Raw genomic sequence first — 17,472 nt, forward strand, 5'->3', positions numbered from 1 at the left:
GGACGCGATGAAATCTGCGAAAAAGCCACGAGGTAACCTCGCTTCCTTCGATTAAATAGAGTTAAATCAACAATTTAGACGTGTTCGTCTCGATTATTTTGGCATCTTGGTGTCACGACAATGCGCCACGGTGGCCTTGACAGATAATCGATTATTTTGATAGTCGGGCAAATCGGGAGGTAGCCCCTTATGGTAATCAAAACCGAAAGCGATCTGACGCCAGCCGTCCTCGCTGTGATGAATCGCACTGAAGACCCCCGCCTGCGAGAAATCCTCGTGTCGATGGTCGCGCATCTTCATGCTTTCGTGCGCGAGGTTCGACTGACTGAGGTCGAGTTTCGGGAGGCGACAGCCATGCTGAACGAGATCGGGCAACTGCATACTGATCACCACAACGAGTTTGTGCTGATGGCCGGTTCTCTTGGCGTGTCTTCACTTGTCTGCCTGCTGAACAATGGCGACAGAGGACAGACCGAGACCTCCCAGTCGCTGTTGGGTCCATTCTGGCGCCTCAACTCTCCGCGAGTCGAAAATGGCGCGTCGATCATCCGATCCGAGACGCCGGGCACTCCCTTATTCGTGCATGCCAAGGTCGTTGACCGCGACGGTAAGCCAATTGCCGGCGCTGAAGTGGATGTCTGGCATGCATCTCCCGTCGGTCTTTATGAAAACCAGGACCCGGACCAGGCCGAGATGAACTTGCGCGGCAAATTCACGACCGACGAGCAAGGTCGGTTCTGGTTCAGGACCGTCAAGATGGTCGGGTATCCGATCCCGGTCGATGGCGTGGTCGGACGCCTGCTCAAAGCTCAGGGACGCCATCCGTACCGACCCGCGCACCTGCACGCACTGATCTTCAAGTATGGATACAAGACGCTGATTTCCCAGGTCTTCGACCCCAGCGACCCGAACATCGGCTCCGATGTTCAGTTCGGTGTCACGGCAGCGTTGACCGGCGACTTCGTTCGTCATGAGGAGCCCCATCCGACCGAAGCGGATATTCCTGGTCCGTGGTTCTCGCTCGACTACACCTATGCCATGGAGCCCGGCGAAGCCGTTTTGCCGCGTCCCCCGATCAAATAAATCACAATCAGCTGAGCAAACGATATGATCACCGAAGAAGAACGCCGGGCCGCGGCAGACGCGCTGCTCAAAGCTGAAATCGAGCGCAAGCCGATCATACAGCCCAGCGAGACCTACCCGAACCTCGAGCTCGAGGACGCCTACCGAATTCAGGCTTTGTGGGCGGAGGCGAGGGTAGCCAAGGGCGCACGGATCGTCGGGCATAAGATTGGCCTGACGTCACGCGCAATGCAGATGGCTTCGAAGATGACGGAGCCGGACTATGGCTGCATTCTTGACGATGCGCTTTACAACGACGGAGCGCAGATCAGGGCTGACTTGTTTATCAAGCCGCGCCTTGAGGTCGAGCTGGCCTTTGTTATGGGTGAGGATCTCGTCGGGCCCGGCACCAGGATCTATGACGTCATGCGTGCGACCGAATTCGTTGTCCCGGCGCTCGAGATTATCGACTATCGGACCGAAGTCCCTCGAGCGATCACGGATACAATTGCGGACAACGCGGCTTTCGGCGCCCTCGTCGTTGGCGGCCGTATAATTCGCCCGATGGACATCGATATCCGTTGGGTCGGAGCGACTCTTTCCAAGAACGGCATCATCGAGGAGTCGGGCGTGTCGGCGGCGATCATGGGACATCCGGCAGCCGGCATCGCGTGGCTGGTCAACAAACTTCATGCTGTGGGCGGTGGCCTGAAGAAGGGACAAATAGTCCTGGCCGGCTCCTTCACGCGTCCTGTCGATATCGCGAAAGGTGATGTCATCCAGGCCGACTATGGCCCTGTTGGCTCCATCGGTGTGTCGTTCGTGTGAGGTGCCAGTTGGATCATCCCGTCAATCGGTTCAAGCGGAAGCTCCTTGCTGGTCAAAGTCAGATCGGCCTGTGGTGTGGCCTGCCGGGAAACTACGCCGCGGAAATCGTCGCGCCTTCAGGTTTCGATTGGCTCCTGTTCGATACGGAACATTCCCCGGGTGACGTTCTGACCGTCCTGCCACAATTGCAAGCGGTCGCATCATACGACGTTTCCCCAGTCGTCCGCCCGGCCATCAACGACCCCGTTCTGATCAAGCGCTTCCTGGATATCGGCGTTCAGACACTGCTCATCCCCTACGTTCAGAACGCTGAAGAGGCGAAAGCCGCAGTCGCGGCCGTGCGATATCCTCCGGATGGAATTCGTGGTGTTTCTGCGCTGACACGCGCCACTCGTTTCGGCCGAGTTGCGCACTATGCGCAAAATGCGGAACGGGAAATTTGCCTGTTGCTGCAAGTTGAGACGCGGGAAGCGCTTGGCAACCTCGAGTCGATTGCTTCGGTAGAGGGAGTGGATGGCGTATTCGTAGGACCGGCAGACCTTGCAGCGAGTTACGGACACAGGGGACAACCGAGCCACCCGGAGGTGGTCGATGCAATTGTCGGCGCGATTGAACGCCTGAAAGCGTTGGGCAAGCCTGCGGGCATTCTTACCCCGGATGAGAAGTTCGCGGCACGGTGCATCTCGCTGGGAACACTATTTACTGCCGTTGGTGTCGATGTCGCTGTTCTGGCGAGGGGATCGGAAGCACTCGCGGCACGATTTGCATCGCAAGGAGCGCCCCGCGATGCCGGAACGCGATGAACTCCTCACTGAAATCGCACCGACGGGAGTCATCAGAGCCGCGGTCAACATGTCGAATGCCGCACTTGTCCAACTCGATCCAGTGACAGGCGTTCTAACAGGACCGAGCGCGCGGATCGCGATCACACTTGCGGAAGAACTCGACTGCTGTTTGTCGCTGGTTCGATACGGATCGGCCGCTGACATTCTTGCGGCTGCCGAAGGCAACGAGTGGGACGTTGCATTCATTGCTCCCGATCCGTCACGTGCCGACATGTTATCCTTCTCGGCCCCCTATACCACCGTGACCGCCAGCTTTCTGGTGTCAGACAGCAGCCCGCTAGGCAGCGTGGGGGACGTCGACGTCGAAGGGGTGCGCATCGCCGCCGCCAAAACCGCTGCGTATACAAAGCAGCTTGAGCGACAGGTTAGAAATGCGATCCTCCTCCAAACCGAAAATCCCGCCTCCGCCCTGCACATGCTTATGTCCTCCCAGTGCGATGCTGCTGCGGGCTTGACTGAGTCCCTGTCACGTTTCTGCGAAGAGAATCCAGGTTTCCGCGTTGTTGAGGGGACATTCTCGAAAGTGCCTCAGGCGATCGCTGTCCATCGGAGGTGCGTTCACGCTTCAACATTCCTGTCGGACTTCATCCAGCAGCATTGCAGTGCGGGTAAGCCGAGCAATTGAAGAGAGAGCCGCAGGGCGCTGTCGAGCACGTTTCTCGTCAACGGCCCTTCGGTAGAGACACTCTCCCAGGCGCGGTTCACCGGGAAACGATCGCGCGAGGCCTTGAGGCCGACGACGCCGCAGCAGGCAGCAGGGATCCGAATTGGATCCCTGCTGCCTGCTGCGGGCTCGCTGATCTCGTTTAGATCGCCTCGCGCGGTACCGTGGGGACCCAACCTGGGATCTATGGAACCGCATCCGTCCCGACGATGCCCCCCTCATTCTCGAGAACGCTGATCCTTCTGACTTCGGAGCGGTTGAGTTTCAGGCGAACCCCGATGGAGCAGGCCAGCTCTTTTGGTTCGCGATGGATGGATCGCTCCAGCGGGGCGTGATAGATTGTGCTGACGGTACTTTTTGCGTTCGAGTCCAGTGTGCGACCGAACACCGTGAGAGCGAAAATCGGCCGATTGACACCGATAGTTGCGGAAATCTCAAAAGAATTTTTGCGACAATTTTCTCTTTAAAATCAATATCGCAACTTTTTGGCGGCCTGCGTGTCGGAAATTCAGGCCAATACGAAGAAAAAACCCAGCTAGATCAATGGCCTAGCTGGGATAAAAGCAATTGAGTGGGAGTAGAGGGAAAACGGCGGCAATAGCATAGTTTCGGCGGCGATTTTCGCTGCCCTATGAATTGCCTTCGTGTCCGTATCTGCCTCCTACTCGACTGAGAATCTCCAGCTCCGATGGGGCAGACGCGATCTGCGGCCATATTCCGGATCAAGTAAAGTGCTTTCGAACGGTTCGAGCGCTGTGAAGTACAATAGCGTTTATAAGGCCGTGTCTGCTTAGCGCCGCATCTCGGCCGTATAGATCCGCTTTGCCGTTTCCTGAAAGCTGACGTCGCAGGCGACCACTCCAAGGTCGCGGTTGCGCCACAAGCCGACTTGGCTCGCCGCTCCATTGCAGCACAATTCCTGAGACGTGATATCTTTCTCATTCGAAGGCAGGTGATGAACCAAAATGCGGAAGATCGCAGCGATTCTGGTAGCGGATGTGGTTGGCTATAGCCGCCTCGCAGAAGCGGATGAGGATCGGACACTTGCGCGGCTGCGGGTTCTGCGGAACGACTTGCTCGATCCGACGATCGCCGCACACGATGGACGAGTGGTCAAGCGTACTGGAGACGGCGCTCTCGTGGAGTTCCGCAGCGTTGTCGAGGCCGTGCGTTGCGCTGCTGAGATGCAGGAAGGCATGGTCGAATGGAACACAGGACTGCCTCTCGATGAGCGCATTGAATTCCGCATCGGCATCCACGTCGGCGATGTCGTCGAGGAGAGTGACGGAGACCTGATGGGCGACGGAATAAACATCGCTGCCCGCCTGGAAGGCTTGGCGAAGCCGAACGGAATCTGCTTGTCGGGTTCGGCCTACGAGCAGGTACGTGAAAAGCTCAAGGAACAGTTTGTCGATCTGGGCGAGCAGACCTTGAAAAACATCGCCAGGCCAGTGCGCGCCTATCACATGCTGTCCGGTACCGCATCGACGGAACCGGAAGTCGCACGAGGGCGACTAGTCCAGCAGGGCAAGCCTTCGATCGCCGTCCTCCCCTTCCAGAACATGAGTGGCGATGTCGAGCAGCAATACCTCTGCGACGGGCTTACAGAGGACCTGATCACAGAGCTTTCACGCTTCCGGCAGATGCAGGTTGCGTCGCGCAATTCGTCCTCCCGCTTCCGCGGAGACGACGTTGACATGATGCGAGCGGGACGCGAACTCAGCGTGCAGTACCTCGTCGAAGGCAGTGTCCGCCGTATGGGAACGCGCATCCGGATAACGGCCCAATTGATCGATGCCACGACGGGCAATCACGTCTGGGCAGAGCGTTATGACAGTGTGCAAGACGAGATATTCGATGTCCAGGATCGCATTGTTCGCACTATCGTCGGAACACTTGTAGGACGAATGACGGCCGCGCGCACCGAGGTGGTCCTGCGCAAGCCCCCAGCCAGCCTGGCGGCCTATGAATGTGTCCTGCGCGGTGATGCGTTGCCAATTGGGACGCCGGAGATTGAGGCAGAGGCACGGCATTACTTCGAAAGGGCCGTCGAACTCGACCCCAGCTACGCTCGTGCCTACGCATTGTTGTCGTCAGCTATCGAGCGAGAGTGGTTTCTCGACATGAGTGGTTCGAACCGCTTGCGCGACGAGGCGTTCGAGATGGCGCGGATAGCCGTCGCGCTCGATGAAAACGACCATCTTTGCCAACTAGTAATGGCTTGGGCACAGGTCGATCGCGGCGCCTACGAAGTGGGTGAACAGCATTTCGCCAAGGCCATTTCTCTAAATCCAAACCATCCGGTCAATCACACCGACTTGGCGATGTTCTATAACTATCGCGGCGAAACCGAGAGAGCCATTGAGGGGATGCTGGAGGCGAAGCGCCTCGACCCATTCTTCAACCCTTCTTGGTATTGGGACGAACTCGCCGCCGTCTACTTCAACGCGCGCCGCTATGACGACGCCATTGTCAACATGCGCCGATCAAGTTCTTTGACGTTCTCGAAAGAGGTTTGGTTCGCCGCAAGCTACGCAATGGCTGGCAAGCCCGATCTTGCGAGAGATCGCGTTGCTGGTTTGCTGCGGCGGATCCCAGAATTCTCCACTGCCAGATACGTGGCCAAGGAGCCGCTGTTTCGCATCGAAGACCGCCAGCATCTAGCTGAAGGCATGCGCACAGCGGGCTTGCCGGAATGACCGCATTGGGTCAATTTCGGACTTGGGCCACCTGGGCTGAACGTCCGTTATTGTTCCTCGGACGCCAAAAAACCGCCATTCCGCCATCGGCCCCATTGTTGCCCTGCGCTCGGCAGCCTACGGAAAGAGCTCGAAGTGCTCGACTTGAGCAGACTCGATCAACTCGGCTTCATCGCCATGATAAATCGCGTTATTCCAGTCTGGCCCGATAGCGGCCTTCACCGACTCCAGACCATCCCAGACCATCACCATGCAGAACGTCCTGCCCGCACTCTCCGCAGGTGGCTTACCGGGGTAAAAGGCGATGAGGCCCGCCTGCTTCCTCAGCCAGGGAATAGAAAGCGACTCAACACGCTCCTGCCAGAGACGCTGCTTTCCAGCAAAGACCGTGCCGCGATAAATGCGGATAATCACGGCGATACCTCCTTACGGTGCCTTCGTGCGAACAGAATGCGCCCCCTCGATCATGCAGACTGTCGCTTGCCGTCTACGGCGACTTGCATCCGAGCAACCGGACCGGCTTCTCAAGTTTGGCGAGGTCCTCAGACTTGGCACAGCGTGGAAAGCCGGCGAGGCTCATCGTTTCGATCAGCCGGTTCCGCTGTACCTCGGTGAAGGGGAGGTTGGCGATTATTCCCTCTATGCTCAAGTCCGGATACTTCTGGAGGGTGAACGCGACAAGCGTCCGCGCCTCATCCGTCCGGCCCAGAGCCGCAAGCGCGGCAGCTCGAAACGTCCCCACCCAGCGATCGTAATTGTCAGGGCCGAGCCGGTCCGTCATGCGCAGGGCGTCCTCGTAACGACCGGCCCAGAAGTAGGCGACGTTGAGCGGACGGGTGCTCCACATCGGGAAGTTCGGGTTCAGGCTGATCGCCCTGTCGGCCAATTCGGCTCCGCGTTCGGGCTCGCCGAACATGGCCGCCCAGGTAACGTAGAAGGTCAGGATCTCGAACTCGTTCGGCGCCATGCTGAGGGCTGTGTCGAACTCCGCCTTCGCCTTCGCCAGATCGGCGCTCTCGGCCAGGGTAATCGCGCGGACCACATGCGCCTCTGCGTCACCTGGGTCGAGCGTGACCGCGCGCATCGCAGCATCGGCAGCCAGCTTTTGGTTCCGCAGGGGCTCCACCCCGAAGCCGGCAAGGACCTTGTGGGCGTGCGAAAGCTCGATCCAAGCCCGGGCGAGGGAGGGATCAAGCTCCAGCGACCTTGTGAGAAGCCGGATCGCCTCTTCCAGATCGTCGCGATTGACCCGCTCGAGCCGCTCGGTGCCGAGAAGGTAGAGCTCGTAGGCGTTGAGGTTCGCTGGCGGCTTGCGATGCGCCTCCCGGCGGCCCGCCACTTGAATCAGGCCCGCGCCACCACCGAGCCGGTTCGAGACCTGCTCGGCGATCTCGGTCTGAATCGCGAAAAAGTCGTTTTCGGGCCGATCCCACCGGTCCGACCAGATGTGCTTGCCGGTCGCAGTTTCAACAAGTTGCGCCGTGATGCGCACGCGATCGGCCTGGCGCTGGATCGAGCCCTCGACGATGAAGTCAGCATTGAGAGCCGCCCCCACTTCTTTCGTGTTAGACGTCTTCTCCTTGTAAGCTGTGGTCGTATTGCTAGCTATCACCCGAAATTCTGGAAATCGGGCAAGGTCAGTGATGATGTCCTCGGTCAGGCCGTCAGCCAGCCGCTGCTGGTCCGCATCACCACCGATCATCCCAAATGGCAGCACCGCAATGGAGGGCAGAACTGCCCCGGCGCCACTCTCATCGGCGCGATGATTAAAGCCCCAGAGGAGTCCTGCCGCAAACAAGGCAATGGCAAGAGCTATGATGGCCGCCGACCGACTCCGGCCTGTCGGTTCGATCGGCCATTCCGCGGCGTCAATTGCGAGTCTGTACCCGCGTTTTGGCACTACCTTGAGAGCCATCTGGTTCTTATCGCGCAGTGCCCGGCGGATATCACCGATGCATTGCACCAAGCTGTCGTCGGTTACTGCAATGCCAGGCCATATCGCTTGCATAAGCTCGTCTTTTGTGACGACGCGATCAGTGTGCCTGCTGAGGTATTCAAGCACCGCGAAGGCTTGCGAGCGCAAGACCACATCCTTGCCTTGGCTGTCGCGCAAAATCCCGGCGGCAAAATCGAGAGTGATGCCGTTCACCACGATTGTCTTGGATGAGCGCGGATTCATCCCGCATCTCTTTGCATGCGCAGAACGTCGAACCCTTGATCATGAGCATATCAAACTCCAGATCGGGAGAAAATCGGCGTTTGATCGGTTTCCTTTCGTTACACCAAGGTTGTCTTGGCCGATCATGCCGACTAGCGACGAGGGGTAGCAGGTCCAACTTTTGATGGCTTCGAAACCCACGGCTGTACTGGCAGCAGCTTGCGCGTTGATATCGGGCGGAAGCGCGGGCGCGCATGATGCGGTGCGCGGCTGGCCTTATCCGCCAGCTTGCTGCAAGGGAGATGACCTGGGAGGCGATTGCGAGCGCATCCCGGGCGCATCGGTGAAGACTGGACCGAGCGGCTTTTCCGTTACACTACTCCCTGGCGACCACCACCTGGTGACTCGACAGCATTTGTTTCAGATTCCGTATAGAGACGCGCTGCCGTCCGGTGACCACGATTTTCATATCTGCCTGCATCCAAGTGAGGAGTATATGAACTGCTTCTTCGCGCCGCCCGATTCGATTTGACGGCGAGTTCCGTAGTGAGAGTAGTTCTTGCAAGTATCGGACGTCCGCTGGGGCGCAAAGCGGTCGGCGCTACGCTGGGTGAAAAGGTCGGCTTTCTAGCCCAATCATCCCGAAAGCGGAGGTTCCGATCTCGGCCCATTTTCGGCAGTCGAATGATCGAGTTTGCGAGGGCTCAAGCATCGCGTTAAGTTGCGGCCGGCGTCGGCACCCTGACGGTACTTTTTGAAAGCAATGGGAGCACACGTTCCGGTGCGGTGGCAAGGTCAAAAGTCCGATTGATCTCGATAGTCCACGGAACCTCAAAAATTTTTTCGCCAAAAATTTCCCTTTAAAATCAATACCGTAGGTTTTTGACGGGCTCGGGGTCAGCTTTCGGCGCAGCAAGAAAGAAAAAACCCAGCTAGATCAATGGCCTAGCTGGGATAAAAACAATTGAGTGGGAGTAGGGGCTGCCATCGCTCTGATGCCTTCTCAAAAGTCTCAGCCGTTCCCCCCGGAAGCCCGTCCGGACGCCGCATTTGACGCAGTGGAGCGACATCCAGCGGAAGCTGTAGTCGGGTAGACGATCATTTGCGTGACCTCGATGCCGGCGCCAATTTCATAGTCGTTCATGAACACCCGGTCGCCGGTCATCAGCGCTAGGCCTTGATAACGGAATGCCGACGGACCGGCGCGCGCGGATCGCCGATACGCTCCAGCCAGCGATAGAACAAATGCTCGTCCTGCGGTTGCCGACCAGGCCGCGGATGATCCGGCGGGGGTCGACATCGACCAACAATATTCGAAGAAGGTGCCGGTCAGCTGGAAAGATGCGCGGATCGTTTCGCGCCGCTATGCGGTCGAAACGCGTGCGCGACAGGCTGTCGGAGCGAGCCCCTTCAGCTTGACGATCGCCGCGAAGTCGGACTGCGGCAAACGGATCTCGTGATTCTCGACGCTGAAATAGTCGCAGATCCTGCGCATCAGCGGCGGCCGCGGCGTCGAGGAGCCGGAGAGATAGCGGTTCAGCTGGCTGCGATTGGCTAACCTTGAGGGTTCGACAGCCCACATCACGGCATTGGTACCGAAAATCGGGTATGCCTAGGCAGCCGAACTTGCGAAAGAGATGCTGTCCGCGGACAGGTACCGATACCGACCACGGCTTGATCGGTGAGGCATGGAGCAGCCCTTTGCGTGTTGCTTTCCGTCTGACAAGACGAGCGAGACCTCCATCGGAGTCCTTGCGAGCGAGGCGGTGCTCTCTGCCCATGAGGTTCTCGGTGACCACGACGGTGGTATTCTTGACTGCCGCGCGCGCTTTGGTAGGCGACCTCGACCAAATTCGATTTGTTGAGCCAGGGCTTCGACTTCGCACGGGTGAAACGCCCGGTAGCTGGAAGTCACGCAATGCCCGCCAGGGCCTCCGGACAATTGAGGTTCGGGAGCTCCGGCGAATGGACCTCCGCCGGAGCACGCACATTCCCGAACATGTCGACCAAGAGCGCGGGGACCATGACTTGACAATCTGGCGGGGCACATGATTTATTTGGATGGACAGATAAAAAATAACTAAAGGGGAATACCGATGCTAATCCCGCGATTGTGGGGCTTTTCGCTCGTCATCGCCGTTGCCATGACCTTCTCCGCGGCGGCGCAGGAAAGGGTGGTCAACATCTACAACTGGTCGGACTACATCGATCCGAAGGTTCTGGACCAGTTTACGGCCGAGACAGGCATCAAGGTCGTCTATGACGTCTATGACGACAACAAGATCCTGGAGACCAAGCTCCTGGCTGGAAGGACCGGCTACGATATCGTCGTTCCCTCGGCCTATTTCCTTCAGCGCCAGATCCTGGCTGGCGTCTATCAGCCGCTGGACAGGTCGAAGCTCGCGAATGAGAAAAACCTGTGGCCCGCGCTTATGAAGCGGATGGAGCTTTACGATCCGGGCAACCGCTACGCCATCAACCTGATGTGGGGCACCACTGGCATCGGCGTGAACGTCGACAAGGTCAAGGCCGCACTCGGAAGCGTTCCCGACAGTTGGAGCCTGGTATTCGATCCCGCCAACATGGCCAAGCTTCAGGGCTGCGGCGTCACGATGCTCGACGCGCCCGACGATGTGCTGCCGGCGGCATTGAACTATCTCGGCCTCGATCCGAACTCGAAGAATGTCGATGATCTGCAGAAGGCCGCCGGCGTCGTCGCCAAGGTCCGCCCCTATATCCGCAACTTCACCTCGTCGGCCTATATCGAGGGTCTGGCGACGGGAGACATCTGCGTCGCGATCGGCTGGTCCGGCGACGTCCTGCAGGCGCGCGACCGTGCGCTCGAAGCGGCCAAGGGCCTCGGCACCAAGCCGATCAACGTTGCCTACATACTACCCAAGGAAGGCGGGCAAATCTGGTTCGACAGCGTTGCCATCCCGGCAGATGCGCCTCACCCCGACGAGGCGCACCAGTTCCTGAACTTCATCATGCGCCCTGAGATCGCGGCCCAGATCAGCAACTACGTTCGTTATGCCAGCGGCAACCTTGCGGCCAAGGACAGGATCGATCCGGCCATGGTCAACGATCCGACCGTCTATCCGGGGGATCAGGTCATGAACCGGCTCTACGTGATCACCATGTACGACAATGCAGTGACCCGCGCGATGACCCGCATGTGGACGCGCATTGCCACCCAACAATGAGCGGCGTGTCGGTTGTCGAGCAACTCGATCTGCGGCCGCGGCGTGAGCTTTTCGATGAATTCATGCGAAACCCCGGCGGCCCGCACTGTCCCGAACTGGCGCGCCTGCTGAAGGTGATGCGGTCGCGAACGACAATGCCATGGGTGGCGGCCATCGAGTGTCCGGCAGGCTACCGCCTGGTTGGATTGTCGGGCAGGGGACGACCGCTTGAGTTCCTCAGCGACGAGAGCTTCGCGTCGCTCCACGAGGCCGAAACGGCGGCCTTCGCTATCCGCTGGCGACAATTATTTGGACAAGTGCCGCCGGACGCGGGCTCATGCCAGGGGACTATGCATCAAGCATGAAACGGCTTCTGGGCTATGCCAGCCAATGGTCGGTCAGACCGGGCGATACCGTCGACTTTTTCCTGTCCAGCGAGCCGGAAGAGACCGTCTCGCTAGACATTGTGCGTGTCATCAACGGAGCGCCGGCAGCGCTTGACCTGCGACCGATTCCCGGCGCAACGCTGGGGTCGCGGCCGGTAGCCAATCAGCCGATCCGGACCGGATCCTACCTGACCTTGACCATGCAGGACGGATTCGCCCAACGTGGCGTGACCGTGGCTTTCAGCGTCAAGCCGACACGCGATGCGCTGGCCTGCATCTTGGATACGGGCACTTTGCGTCTGTGGCGCGATGCGGGTGGCAGCTTGGCGCTCGAAGGCGCCGGGGAGCCAAATCGGGTGGCTTGCCACCGAATGGCGCGCGGTAAGTGGCATTCCGTTCGCATCGTGCTGGATGCGATCGAGCAGTCGGCTGTCGTCACGGTGGAAACAGCGTCTGCCGGGCCGGCCTGCACGATCTCCATACCCGTGCCGCTTGGCTGGCAAGGCATCCAACGCCTGTCGCTTGGCGCAAAGACAGACGGCAGTTCGGCACTCGACGGGGTCGTCTCGGGATTCCGGCTGTGGGGCGCCGATGAGTCAAGTCCGGATATTGCCCTCGACTTCCGCGATCGTCTCGACTGCGACCAACTCACCAACCGGGGTACCGCGAAGGTCGGCGCAAGGTTGGTCAACGCACCGACGCGCGGCGTGCCCGGTCCCAACTGGGCGGGACAGGCGTTCTCGCCGGCGGAAGACCAGGCTCTCTATGACGCCGTTCATTTCCACAGCGACGACCTCGAGGATGCCCGATGGGAAGCCAGCGCGAGTTGGGTCATCCCGCCGGGTTTCGAGAGCGGCTCCTACGCGCTGCGCGCAAGAGGATCGACAGAGACGACCTACGTTCCGTTCTTCGTGAACCCTGCTCGGGCGGCGCCATGCAGGCCAGTCGCCTTGCTCGCCTCAACTTTCACCTATCATGCCTATGCCAATCACCGGATCGCGCTTGAAAGCCCGGAATACGAAATCTCGGAGCTGAGCGCCCTGCCGGTCCTCGACGAGGAACTGCAGACCCTGCAGCATATGCCGGAACTCGGGGCGTCACACTATGATCGGCATGTCGACGGTCATCCAATTTACGTGACGACGCGCCGGCGGCCGATCCTCAACATGGCGCCGGACACCAGCAACTGGTCCTATAATGCCGATACCAGCATCACGGCCTTCCTGCACGCTCGCGAAATCGACCACGATATCGTGACCGACGACCTGCTTCACGATGAGGGGGTGTCGGCGCTGGACGGGTGTCGTGTCCTCATCACCGGGACGCATCCGGAATACCTCTCCACGCGCGAATGGGGCGCCCTGGTCGCTTTCCTCGACCGTGGCGGCCGCCTCATCTATCTCGGCGGCAACGGGTTTTACTGGCGCGTGGCTATCGCGCAGGACCGTCCCTGGCTGATGGAGCTTCGCCGGGCGGAATCGGGCGCGCGCTACAACGAGGCCGAACCGGCCGAATATCATATGCAGTTCAGCGGCGAACGCGGCGGCCTCTGGCGCCGGCTCGGCAGGCCGCCGCAAGGTCTGGTCGGGGTCGGCATGGTCGCCGACGGCTGGGACCGTGGAGCAGGCTACAGGCTTACCGACGCAGCGCGCGACCCGCGCGTGGCCTTCGCCTTTGAAGGCGTTCACGGCGACGTCCTCGGCGCCCCCTGCGACGCGCATCCGGGAGCGGCCGGGCAGGAGGTCGATGCCGCCGACCCGGAGTTGGGCACGCCCGATCATGCTCTCGTGGTCGCATCGTCCACCATGCTGGGAGCCGGCTACTACCTTGCGCCGGAGGAAGTGGTATTCCTGCATTCGGCGACCACGGGCGACGTGAACGCCAGGGTCAGGGCAGACCTGACCTTCTTCGAAACACCGGCCGGGGGGGCGGTCTTCTCCACGGGTTCGATCGCCTGGGGAGCGGCGATGGCCGCCGAGCAGGGACGGACCGATGTCGGTCGGTTAACTGAAAACGCTATCCGGCGCTTTGCTGATCCGAGGCCGTTCGCTTTCCCCCAGGCTTCAGGTCCGGGAGGAGACGGGTGAGCCCCTTGGTCATCCGCAACCTGGCGGCCTGAACTGACAATGCGCTCTGGCCAAGATGCATCTCCAACCAAAGAGAGTCGCACAAGCCGCTGATCAGGCTTGCGTCGGTTGCGGCGTCGGATGCGGCATGCCCGGTTGCCTGCCGCAGCGCCTCGGTCAGGGCAGCGAGATATTCTCGTTCCAATTCGAGGCTTATCTCGCGGTAGCGCCGACGCGGCCCGGCCTCTCCCCAAAAGGCAAACCAGACCGACAGCTTGCTGCGCGAGCAGATCGCCTTATCCAATGGAGCCAACGCCAGGGCCTTCACGCGCTCCACCGTGCCGGCTTCTGAATGCTGCAAGGCAAGCTGCCAGGCAGCGCGAAACTCTGCGGCCAGCATGTCGATCACGCACTCGAACAGGCTTTCCTTGCTGTCGAAATGGAAGTTGACCAGACCATGGGAGAGGCCGGCGTGCCGGGCGATGTCGTAAACGGTGCAGGCCGCAAATCCACGCTCTGCGATTGCTTCCAGGGCGGCTTCGATCAATTGACGGCGGCGCTCGGCGCGCTTTTCCTCGCGCCGAGGCGTGTCTGGGACGGCACGGACGCGATGCGCTGGTCGCCGCCCTTCCTTGGAATCTTCCGTCTTTGACATGGAAGTGGATTAGGCAAGCGAAACGACAGCGTCAAGCGAGGTATCTGGCTCCCAGCGATGTCGACGGAAGCGCGGCCACCTGCCGCAGCTCGAATGTCCTACGGCCTGGCCGACGCTTAACATCGTAATTATGCGGCAGTGCCGATAGTTTGCTCAAGCACACTGTTTACCCTGCACTCTTTTGCGTCACAGTTGCATCGAGCGATCAGCCCAGGGCCGGTTGACGATACTTTTTCACGAGATGGAATCCCAGCTTCCTTTCGCGCACAGAAAGAAAACGCGCGATTGATATCGGTAGTCCGCGAAACCTCGAAAAAGATTCCGTCAAGAATTTCTCTTTGAAATCAATACCGTAAGTTTTTGGCGGACAGTGCGTCGGATATCTAGGCGCAAACAAAGAAAAAAATCAGCAACGTCAATGGCCTATTTGGGTTGGAGACAATCGAGTAGGGGGAAGACCTGCGAAATTCGGCGAAGGGCTATTTTAGCGTAGAGCATGCGGTTTATCTGCGGCCTTGTGACTATCGGACTGCGTCATCGGTAGGACTTCGACACCGGCAAGGGTAGGACTTCGACACCGGCAAGCTATTGATTCTAAAAAGCTAGATTTTGATTGGTTGCCTGGCGGCATAGAAGGCGGCGACAAAATCCAACGGTATTTCCGGTATATTCACGGCGCTCAAGCGGGCTCGGTGGCATATCGCAGGTGAATTCGCGCGCTGGCGGCGTTTTTTGATGGCTTAAGTCTTGAAATTGCTATGGAAAGCGCCGCCTAGCAAGAATATATGACGATATTCGGGAGAATCCATGTGGATCATCTATCCAGAGAATAGATGATTCCTCAGGCGTCATCGGTCGGAACTGGTCACGCAAGACCGCGAACCGGAATTCCGCACGTACTGTGCCATCACGCCCCCTGTCTCAGCGACATCGGTTCGCTTGGCGCGACATTCGTGCCGGGCTCCTTATTTGGATTTCGTGCCTGCCGTTACGGAAGCTGTCGCTGAGGTCCCAGGATCTGCCAATATTTTAAGAGGCGATCTGTGTTTCTTTCGCTAAGAAATTCTTAAACTATGGAAGTATAAAAAAACTAAATCCGAGATAGACGTTGGAGTGATAAGCATAATATTTACGGTGTTCAGCAATTGGCAATGCATAATAACGGAATATATCGCGATATACACAAATATTCTATATTGTCACAAATTTTACATAAATATAGACACATCGCTGCTGTATGAGTTGTATTGCGTTCAAGAATTTTCGGATGTACGTTAGAACTCTATCATACATTCATAAATCTGCGGTCATATGTCGGGGGGGCAAAATGAACATTTTGTCGCGGCCAGCCTTTTTTGACGCGTTCCAGAAGAGATTTATATTAGCCAGCAAAGAAGAGGCGCCAGTCCCTGGCGTATTTGGTCGTTGGCTGGCGAGTTCGCTCCTGAGGCGCTCACCGGGGCGAGCCCGACGGCCCAGCAAAACATCAGATCTGCCGAACCTGGCGCTTGAGGCTCTTGAGGCGCGCTATCTGCTGTCGGCCGACGTCGTGCCTTTCGCGGTCGACATGAACGACCTGGCCGGGGCCGACTATTCGTTGCGCTATGACAATCTGATCCAGACGATCCAGATCTATGACAACAAGACGGATACGCTGATCGACCAGCGCAACGCGCAGCAGGTCGACTATATCGTGGTGCGCGGCACCGCCGCCGACGACAAGCTCACCATCGACTTCGGCGAAAACTTCCTGGCGGCGCTCGACGTACGCTTCGACGGTGGTGCCGGCAACGATACGCTTGCTATGACGGGCGCCAGCTTCGACGCCGTGCGGCTCGCGACCGACACCGGCCAGTCAGGAAGCATTACCGCGCAAGCCGGCGCGTTGACCCATAGCATTGGCCTGGCGAGCGTTGGCGCGGTCGAGGATGATACAGCGGCCAGCGAGCGAATTTATGCCGACAGTTCCGGGCAGGCGCGGGTGATCCGCATCGGCAGTTCAGATGGTTCAGATGACAATCTGGCGGTGCTTGACGCCGGAACCTCCAACAATCTGATCGCCTACAGGTTTGCAGTTCCTGCGGTCTCGTTGACCGTTGACGCGGGGGCGGGTGACGACAGCTTCGTGCTGCACGAGATCGACCCCGCTTTGGCTGGCAAGGTCTTGTTGAGTGGCGGCGCCGGCAGCGACGCCGTTGTCGGGCCTCCGCAGGACACCGATTGGCATCTTACTGGCGACGGTTCGGGTCATGTTGCTGGGGTGTCCTTCGTTACGGTCGAGAACCTGATTGGTTCAGCCGACAACGAGGACACCTTCTTTGTTGGTGCGGCCGGAAAGTTGAGCGGCGTCATGGCCGGTGGCGATGCCGGCTTCGACAGCATGGTTCTCGACGGTGGCACCTTCGCCTCGGTGAAGTATGTGGCCACCGGGCAGACGTCGGGCACAATCACGCGTGACGGCGTCGTGCTCCACTATGACGGACTTGAACCGATCATCGACAACAGTGTCGTTGCGGACCGGGTCATCACAACCAGCAATGCCGACGATGAAGCGACCCTGAGCGATAATGGCGCGACACTGACGCTGTCGTCGGATTCCCTCATTCCGACATTCGAATCGATCACTTTCAACAAACCCAGCACCAGCCTCACCATCAATCTCGGCGATGATCTGGGCATTCCTATTCTTTCAAAGGATACCTTGACCATCAATGCGGTAAACCTTGGTTCGGCCGCGCTCTTCGTCAACGGCCAGGACGGCAAGGACGAGGTGACGATCTCCGGGACGCTGACTGCCGGCGCAGTCAACGTCAATGCCGAGAAGATTAGCGTTTCCAGCACCGTCAATGCCGGTTCGGTGACCCTGACTGCGGCGGCGGCGGATGATGGAGAAATCACGGGTGGCGCGTATTTCGCGACCCCGGAGG

At 59.1% G+C, this 17,472-nt stretch carries 14 protein-coding genes; 10 read left to right on the forward strand and 4 right to left on the reverse strand.

The features are described 5' to 3' along the window. Nucleotides 1–189 precede the first annotated feature (189 nt). The 5 genes from EN745_RS06650 (at nucleotide 190) to EN745_RS06675 (ending at nucleotide 6,098) form a co-directional block, all read left to right on the forward strand. Nucleotides 190–1,083 (forward strand): intradiol ring-cleavage dioxygenase, encoded by an 894-nt coding sequence (locus EN745_RS06650; protein ID WP_126056256.1) that lies wholly within the window; start codon nucleotides 190–192, stop codon nucleotides 1,081–1,083. Nucleotides 1,084–1,107: 24 nt separating this feature from the next. Then, nucleotides 1,108–1,890 carry a fumarylacetoacetate hydrolase family protein gene (locus EN745_RS06655; protein ID WP_018237596.1) on the forward strand — a complete coding sequence of 261 codons (783 nt, stop codon included), beginning with the start codon at nucleotides 1,108–1,110 and terminating at the stop codon, nucleotides 1,888–1,890. Nucleotides 1,891–1,898: 8 nt separating this feature from the next. Further along, entirely contained in the window at nucleotides 1,899–2,693 is a 795-nt protein-coding gene (gene hpaI, locus EN745_RS06660) for a 4-hydroxy-2-oxoheptanedioate aldolase (protein ID WP_127420828.1), read from the forward strand. Continuing rightward, on the forward strand, nucleotides 2,677–3,360 hold the full coding sequence (locus EN745_RS06665; RefSeq protein ID WP_126056254.1) for a transporter substrate-binding domain-containing protein: 684 nt from the start codon (nucleotides 2,677–2,679) through the stop codon (nucleotides 3,358–3,360). The genes hpaI and EN745_RS06665 overlap by 17 nt, the downstream gene beginning before the upstream one ends. Nucleotides 3,361–4,364: 1,004 nt before the next feature. Beyond that, nucleotides 4,365–6,098, forward strand: coding sequence for an adenylate/guanylate cyclase domain-containing protein (locus EN745_RS06675; protein WP_127420829.1), 1,734 nt, complete (start codon nucleotides 4,365–4,367; stop codon nucleotides 6,096–6,098). Between the two features lie 117 nt (nucleotides 6,099–6,215). Here EN745_RS06675 and EN745_RS06680 read toward each other — a convergent pair whose 3' ends face one another. Both EN745_RS06680 and EN745_RS06685 read right to left on the reverse strand, forming a co-directional pair. Further along, entirely contained in the window at nucleotides 6,216–6,512 is a 297-nt protein-coding gene (locus tag EN745_RS06680; RefSeq protein WP_126056252.1) for a hypothetical protein, read from the reverse strand. Nucleotides 6,513–6,585: 73 nt separating this feature from the next. Further along, nucleotides 6,586–8,277 (reverse strand): winged helix-turn-helix domain-containing protein, encoded by a 1,692-nt coding sequence (locus tag EN745_RS06685; RefSeq protein WP_126056251.1) that lies wholly within the window; start codon nucleotides 8,275–8,277, stop codon nucleotides 6,586–6,588. A gap of 163 nt (nucleotides 8,278–8,440) precedes the next feature. Between EN745_RS06685 and EN745_RS06690 the strand changes: the two genes are divergently transcribed. Continuing rightward, complete coding sequence (locus EN745_RS06690; protein ID WP_126056250.1) at nucleotides 8,441–8,788, forward strand: hypothetical protein; 348 nt, start codon at nucleotides 8,441–8,443, stop codon at nucleotides 8,786–8,788. An 831-nt stretch (nucleotides 8,789–9,619) separates the two neighbouring features. Here the strand turns inward: EN745_RS06690 and EN745_RS06695 are convergent. Further along, complete coding sequence (locus EN745_RS06695; protein ID WP_126056249.1) at nucleotides 9,620–9,841, reverse strand: helix-turn-helix transcriptional regulator; 222 nt, start codon at nucleotides 9,839–9,841, stop codon at nucleotides 9,620–9,622. A gap of 511 nt (nucleotides 9,842–10,352) precedes the next feature. On the opposite strand from EN745_RS06695, the gene EN745_RS06700 reads away from it, so the two are divergent. Genes EN745_RS06700 through EN745_RS06710 form a run of 3 tightly spaced genes read left to right on the forward strand, consistent with a single transcriptional unit; the run spans nucleotide 10,353 to nucleotide 13,911 of the window. Next, complete coding sequence (locus EN745_RS06700; RefSeq protein WP_127420831.1) at nucleotides 10,353–11,459, forward strand: polyamine ABC transporter substrate-binding protein; 1,107 nt, start codon at nucleotides 10,353–10,355, stop codon at nucleotides 11,457–11,459. Next, on the forward strand, nucleotides 11,456–11,803 hold the full coding sequence (locus tag EN745_RS06705) for a hypothetical protein (RefSeq protein ID WP_127420832.1): 348 nt from the start codon (nucleotides 11,456–11,458) through the stop codon (nucleotides 11,801–11,803). Before EN745_RS06700 ends, EN745_RS06705 begins: the two co-directional genes overlap by 4 nt. Further along, nucleotides 11,800–13,911: a N,N-dimethylformamidase beta subunit family domain-containing protein gene (locus tag EN745_RS06710; RefSeq protein WP_127420833.1), complete on the forward strand. Its 2,112-nt coding sequence runs from the start codon at nucleotides 11,800–11,802 to the stop codon at nucleotides 13,909–13,911. The genes EN745_RS06705 and EN745_RS06710 overlap by 4 nt, the downstream gene beginning before the upstream one ends. On the opposite strand, the gene EN745_RS06715 is transcribed toward EN745_RS06710, so the two are convergent. Next, on the reverse strand, nucleotides 13,841–14,545 hold the full coding sequence (locus tag EN745_RS06715; RefSeq protein ID WP_126056245.1) for a TetR/AcrR family transcriptional regulator: 705 nt from the start codon (nucleotides 14,543–14,545) through the stop codon (nucleotides 13,841–13,843). The two genes, EN745_RS06710 and EN745_RS06715, sit on opposite strands and share 71 nt — an antisense overlap. A 1,327-nt stretch (nucleotides 14,546–15,872) precedes the next feature. Here EN745_RS06715 and EN745_RS06720 point away from each other — a divergent pair. After that, a partial coding sequence (locus EN745_RS06720) for an LEPR-XLL domain-containing protein (protein WP_189362981.1) occupies nucleotides 15,873–17,472 on the forward strand: 1,600 nt, incomplete at its 3' end.

Origin of the sequence: Mesorhizobium sp. M4A.F.Ca.ET.022.05.2.1 (genome assembly GCF_003998845.1) — a bacterium.
GTDB lineage: Bacteria > Pseudomonadota > Alphaproteobacteria > Rhizobiales > Rhizobiaceae > Mesorhizobium.

Bases quoted from the DNA above. Each gene is read 5' to 3' on its own strand.
- EN745_RS06685 (WP_126056251.1), bottom strand. From the start codon at position 8,277: ATGAATCCGCGCTCATCCAAGACAATCGTGGTGAACGGCATCACTCTC.
- EN745_RS06700 (WP_127420831.1), top strand. From the start codon at position 10,353: ATGCTAATCCCGCGATTGTGGGGCTTTTCGCTCGTCATCGCCGTTGCC.
- EN745_RS06710 (WP_127420833.1), top strand. From the start codon at position 11,800: ATGAAACGGCTTCTGGGCTATGCCAGCCAATGGTCGGTCAGACCGGGC.
- EN745_RS06715 (WP_126056245.1), bottom strand. From the start codon at position 14,545: ATGTCAAAGACGGAAGATTCCAAGGAAGGGCGGCGACCAGCGCATCGC.
- EN745_RS06675 (WP_127420829.1), top strand. From the start codon at position 4,365: ATGCGGAAGATCGCAGCGATTCTGGTAGCGGATGTGGTTGGCTATAGC.
- EN745_RS06705 (WP_127420832.1), top strand. From the start codon at position 11,456: ATGAGCGGCGTGTCGGTTGTCGAGCAACTCGATCTGCGGCCGCGGCGT.
- EN745_RS06690 (WP_126056250.1), top strand. From the start codon at position 8,441: ATGGCTTCGAAACCCACGGCTGTACTGGCAGCAGCTTGCGCGTTGATA.
- EN745_RS06650 (WP_126056256.1), top strand. From the start codon at position 190: ATGGTAATCAAAACCGAAAGCGATCTGACGCCAGCCGTCCTCGCTGTG.
- EN745_RS06655 (WP_018237596.1), top strand. From the start codon at position 1,108: ATGATCACCGAAGAAGAACGCCGGGCCGCGGCAGACGCGCTGCTCAAA.
- EN745_RS06665 (WP_126056254.1), top strand. From the start codon at position 2,677: ATGCCGGAACGCGATGAACTCCTCACTGAAATCGCACCGACGGGAGTC.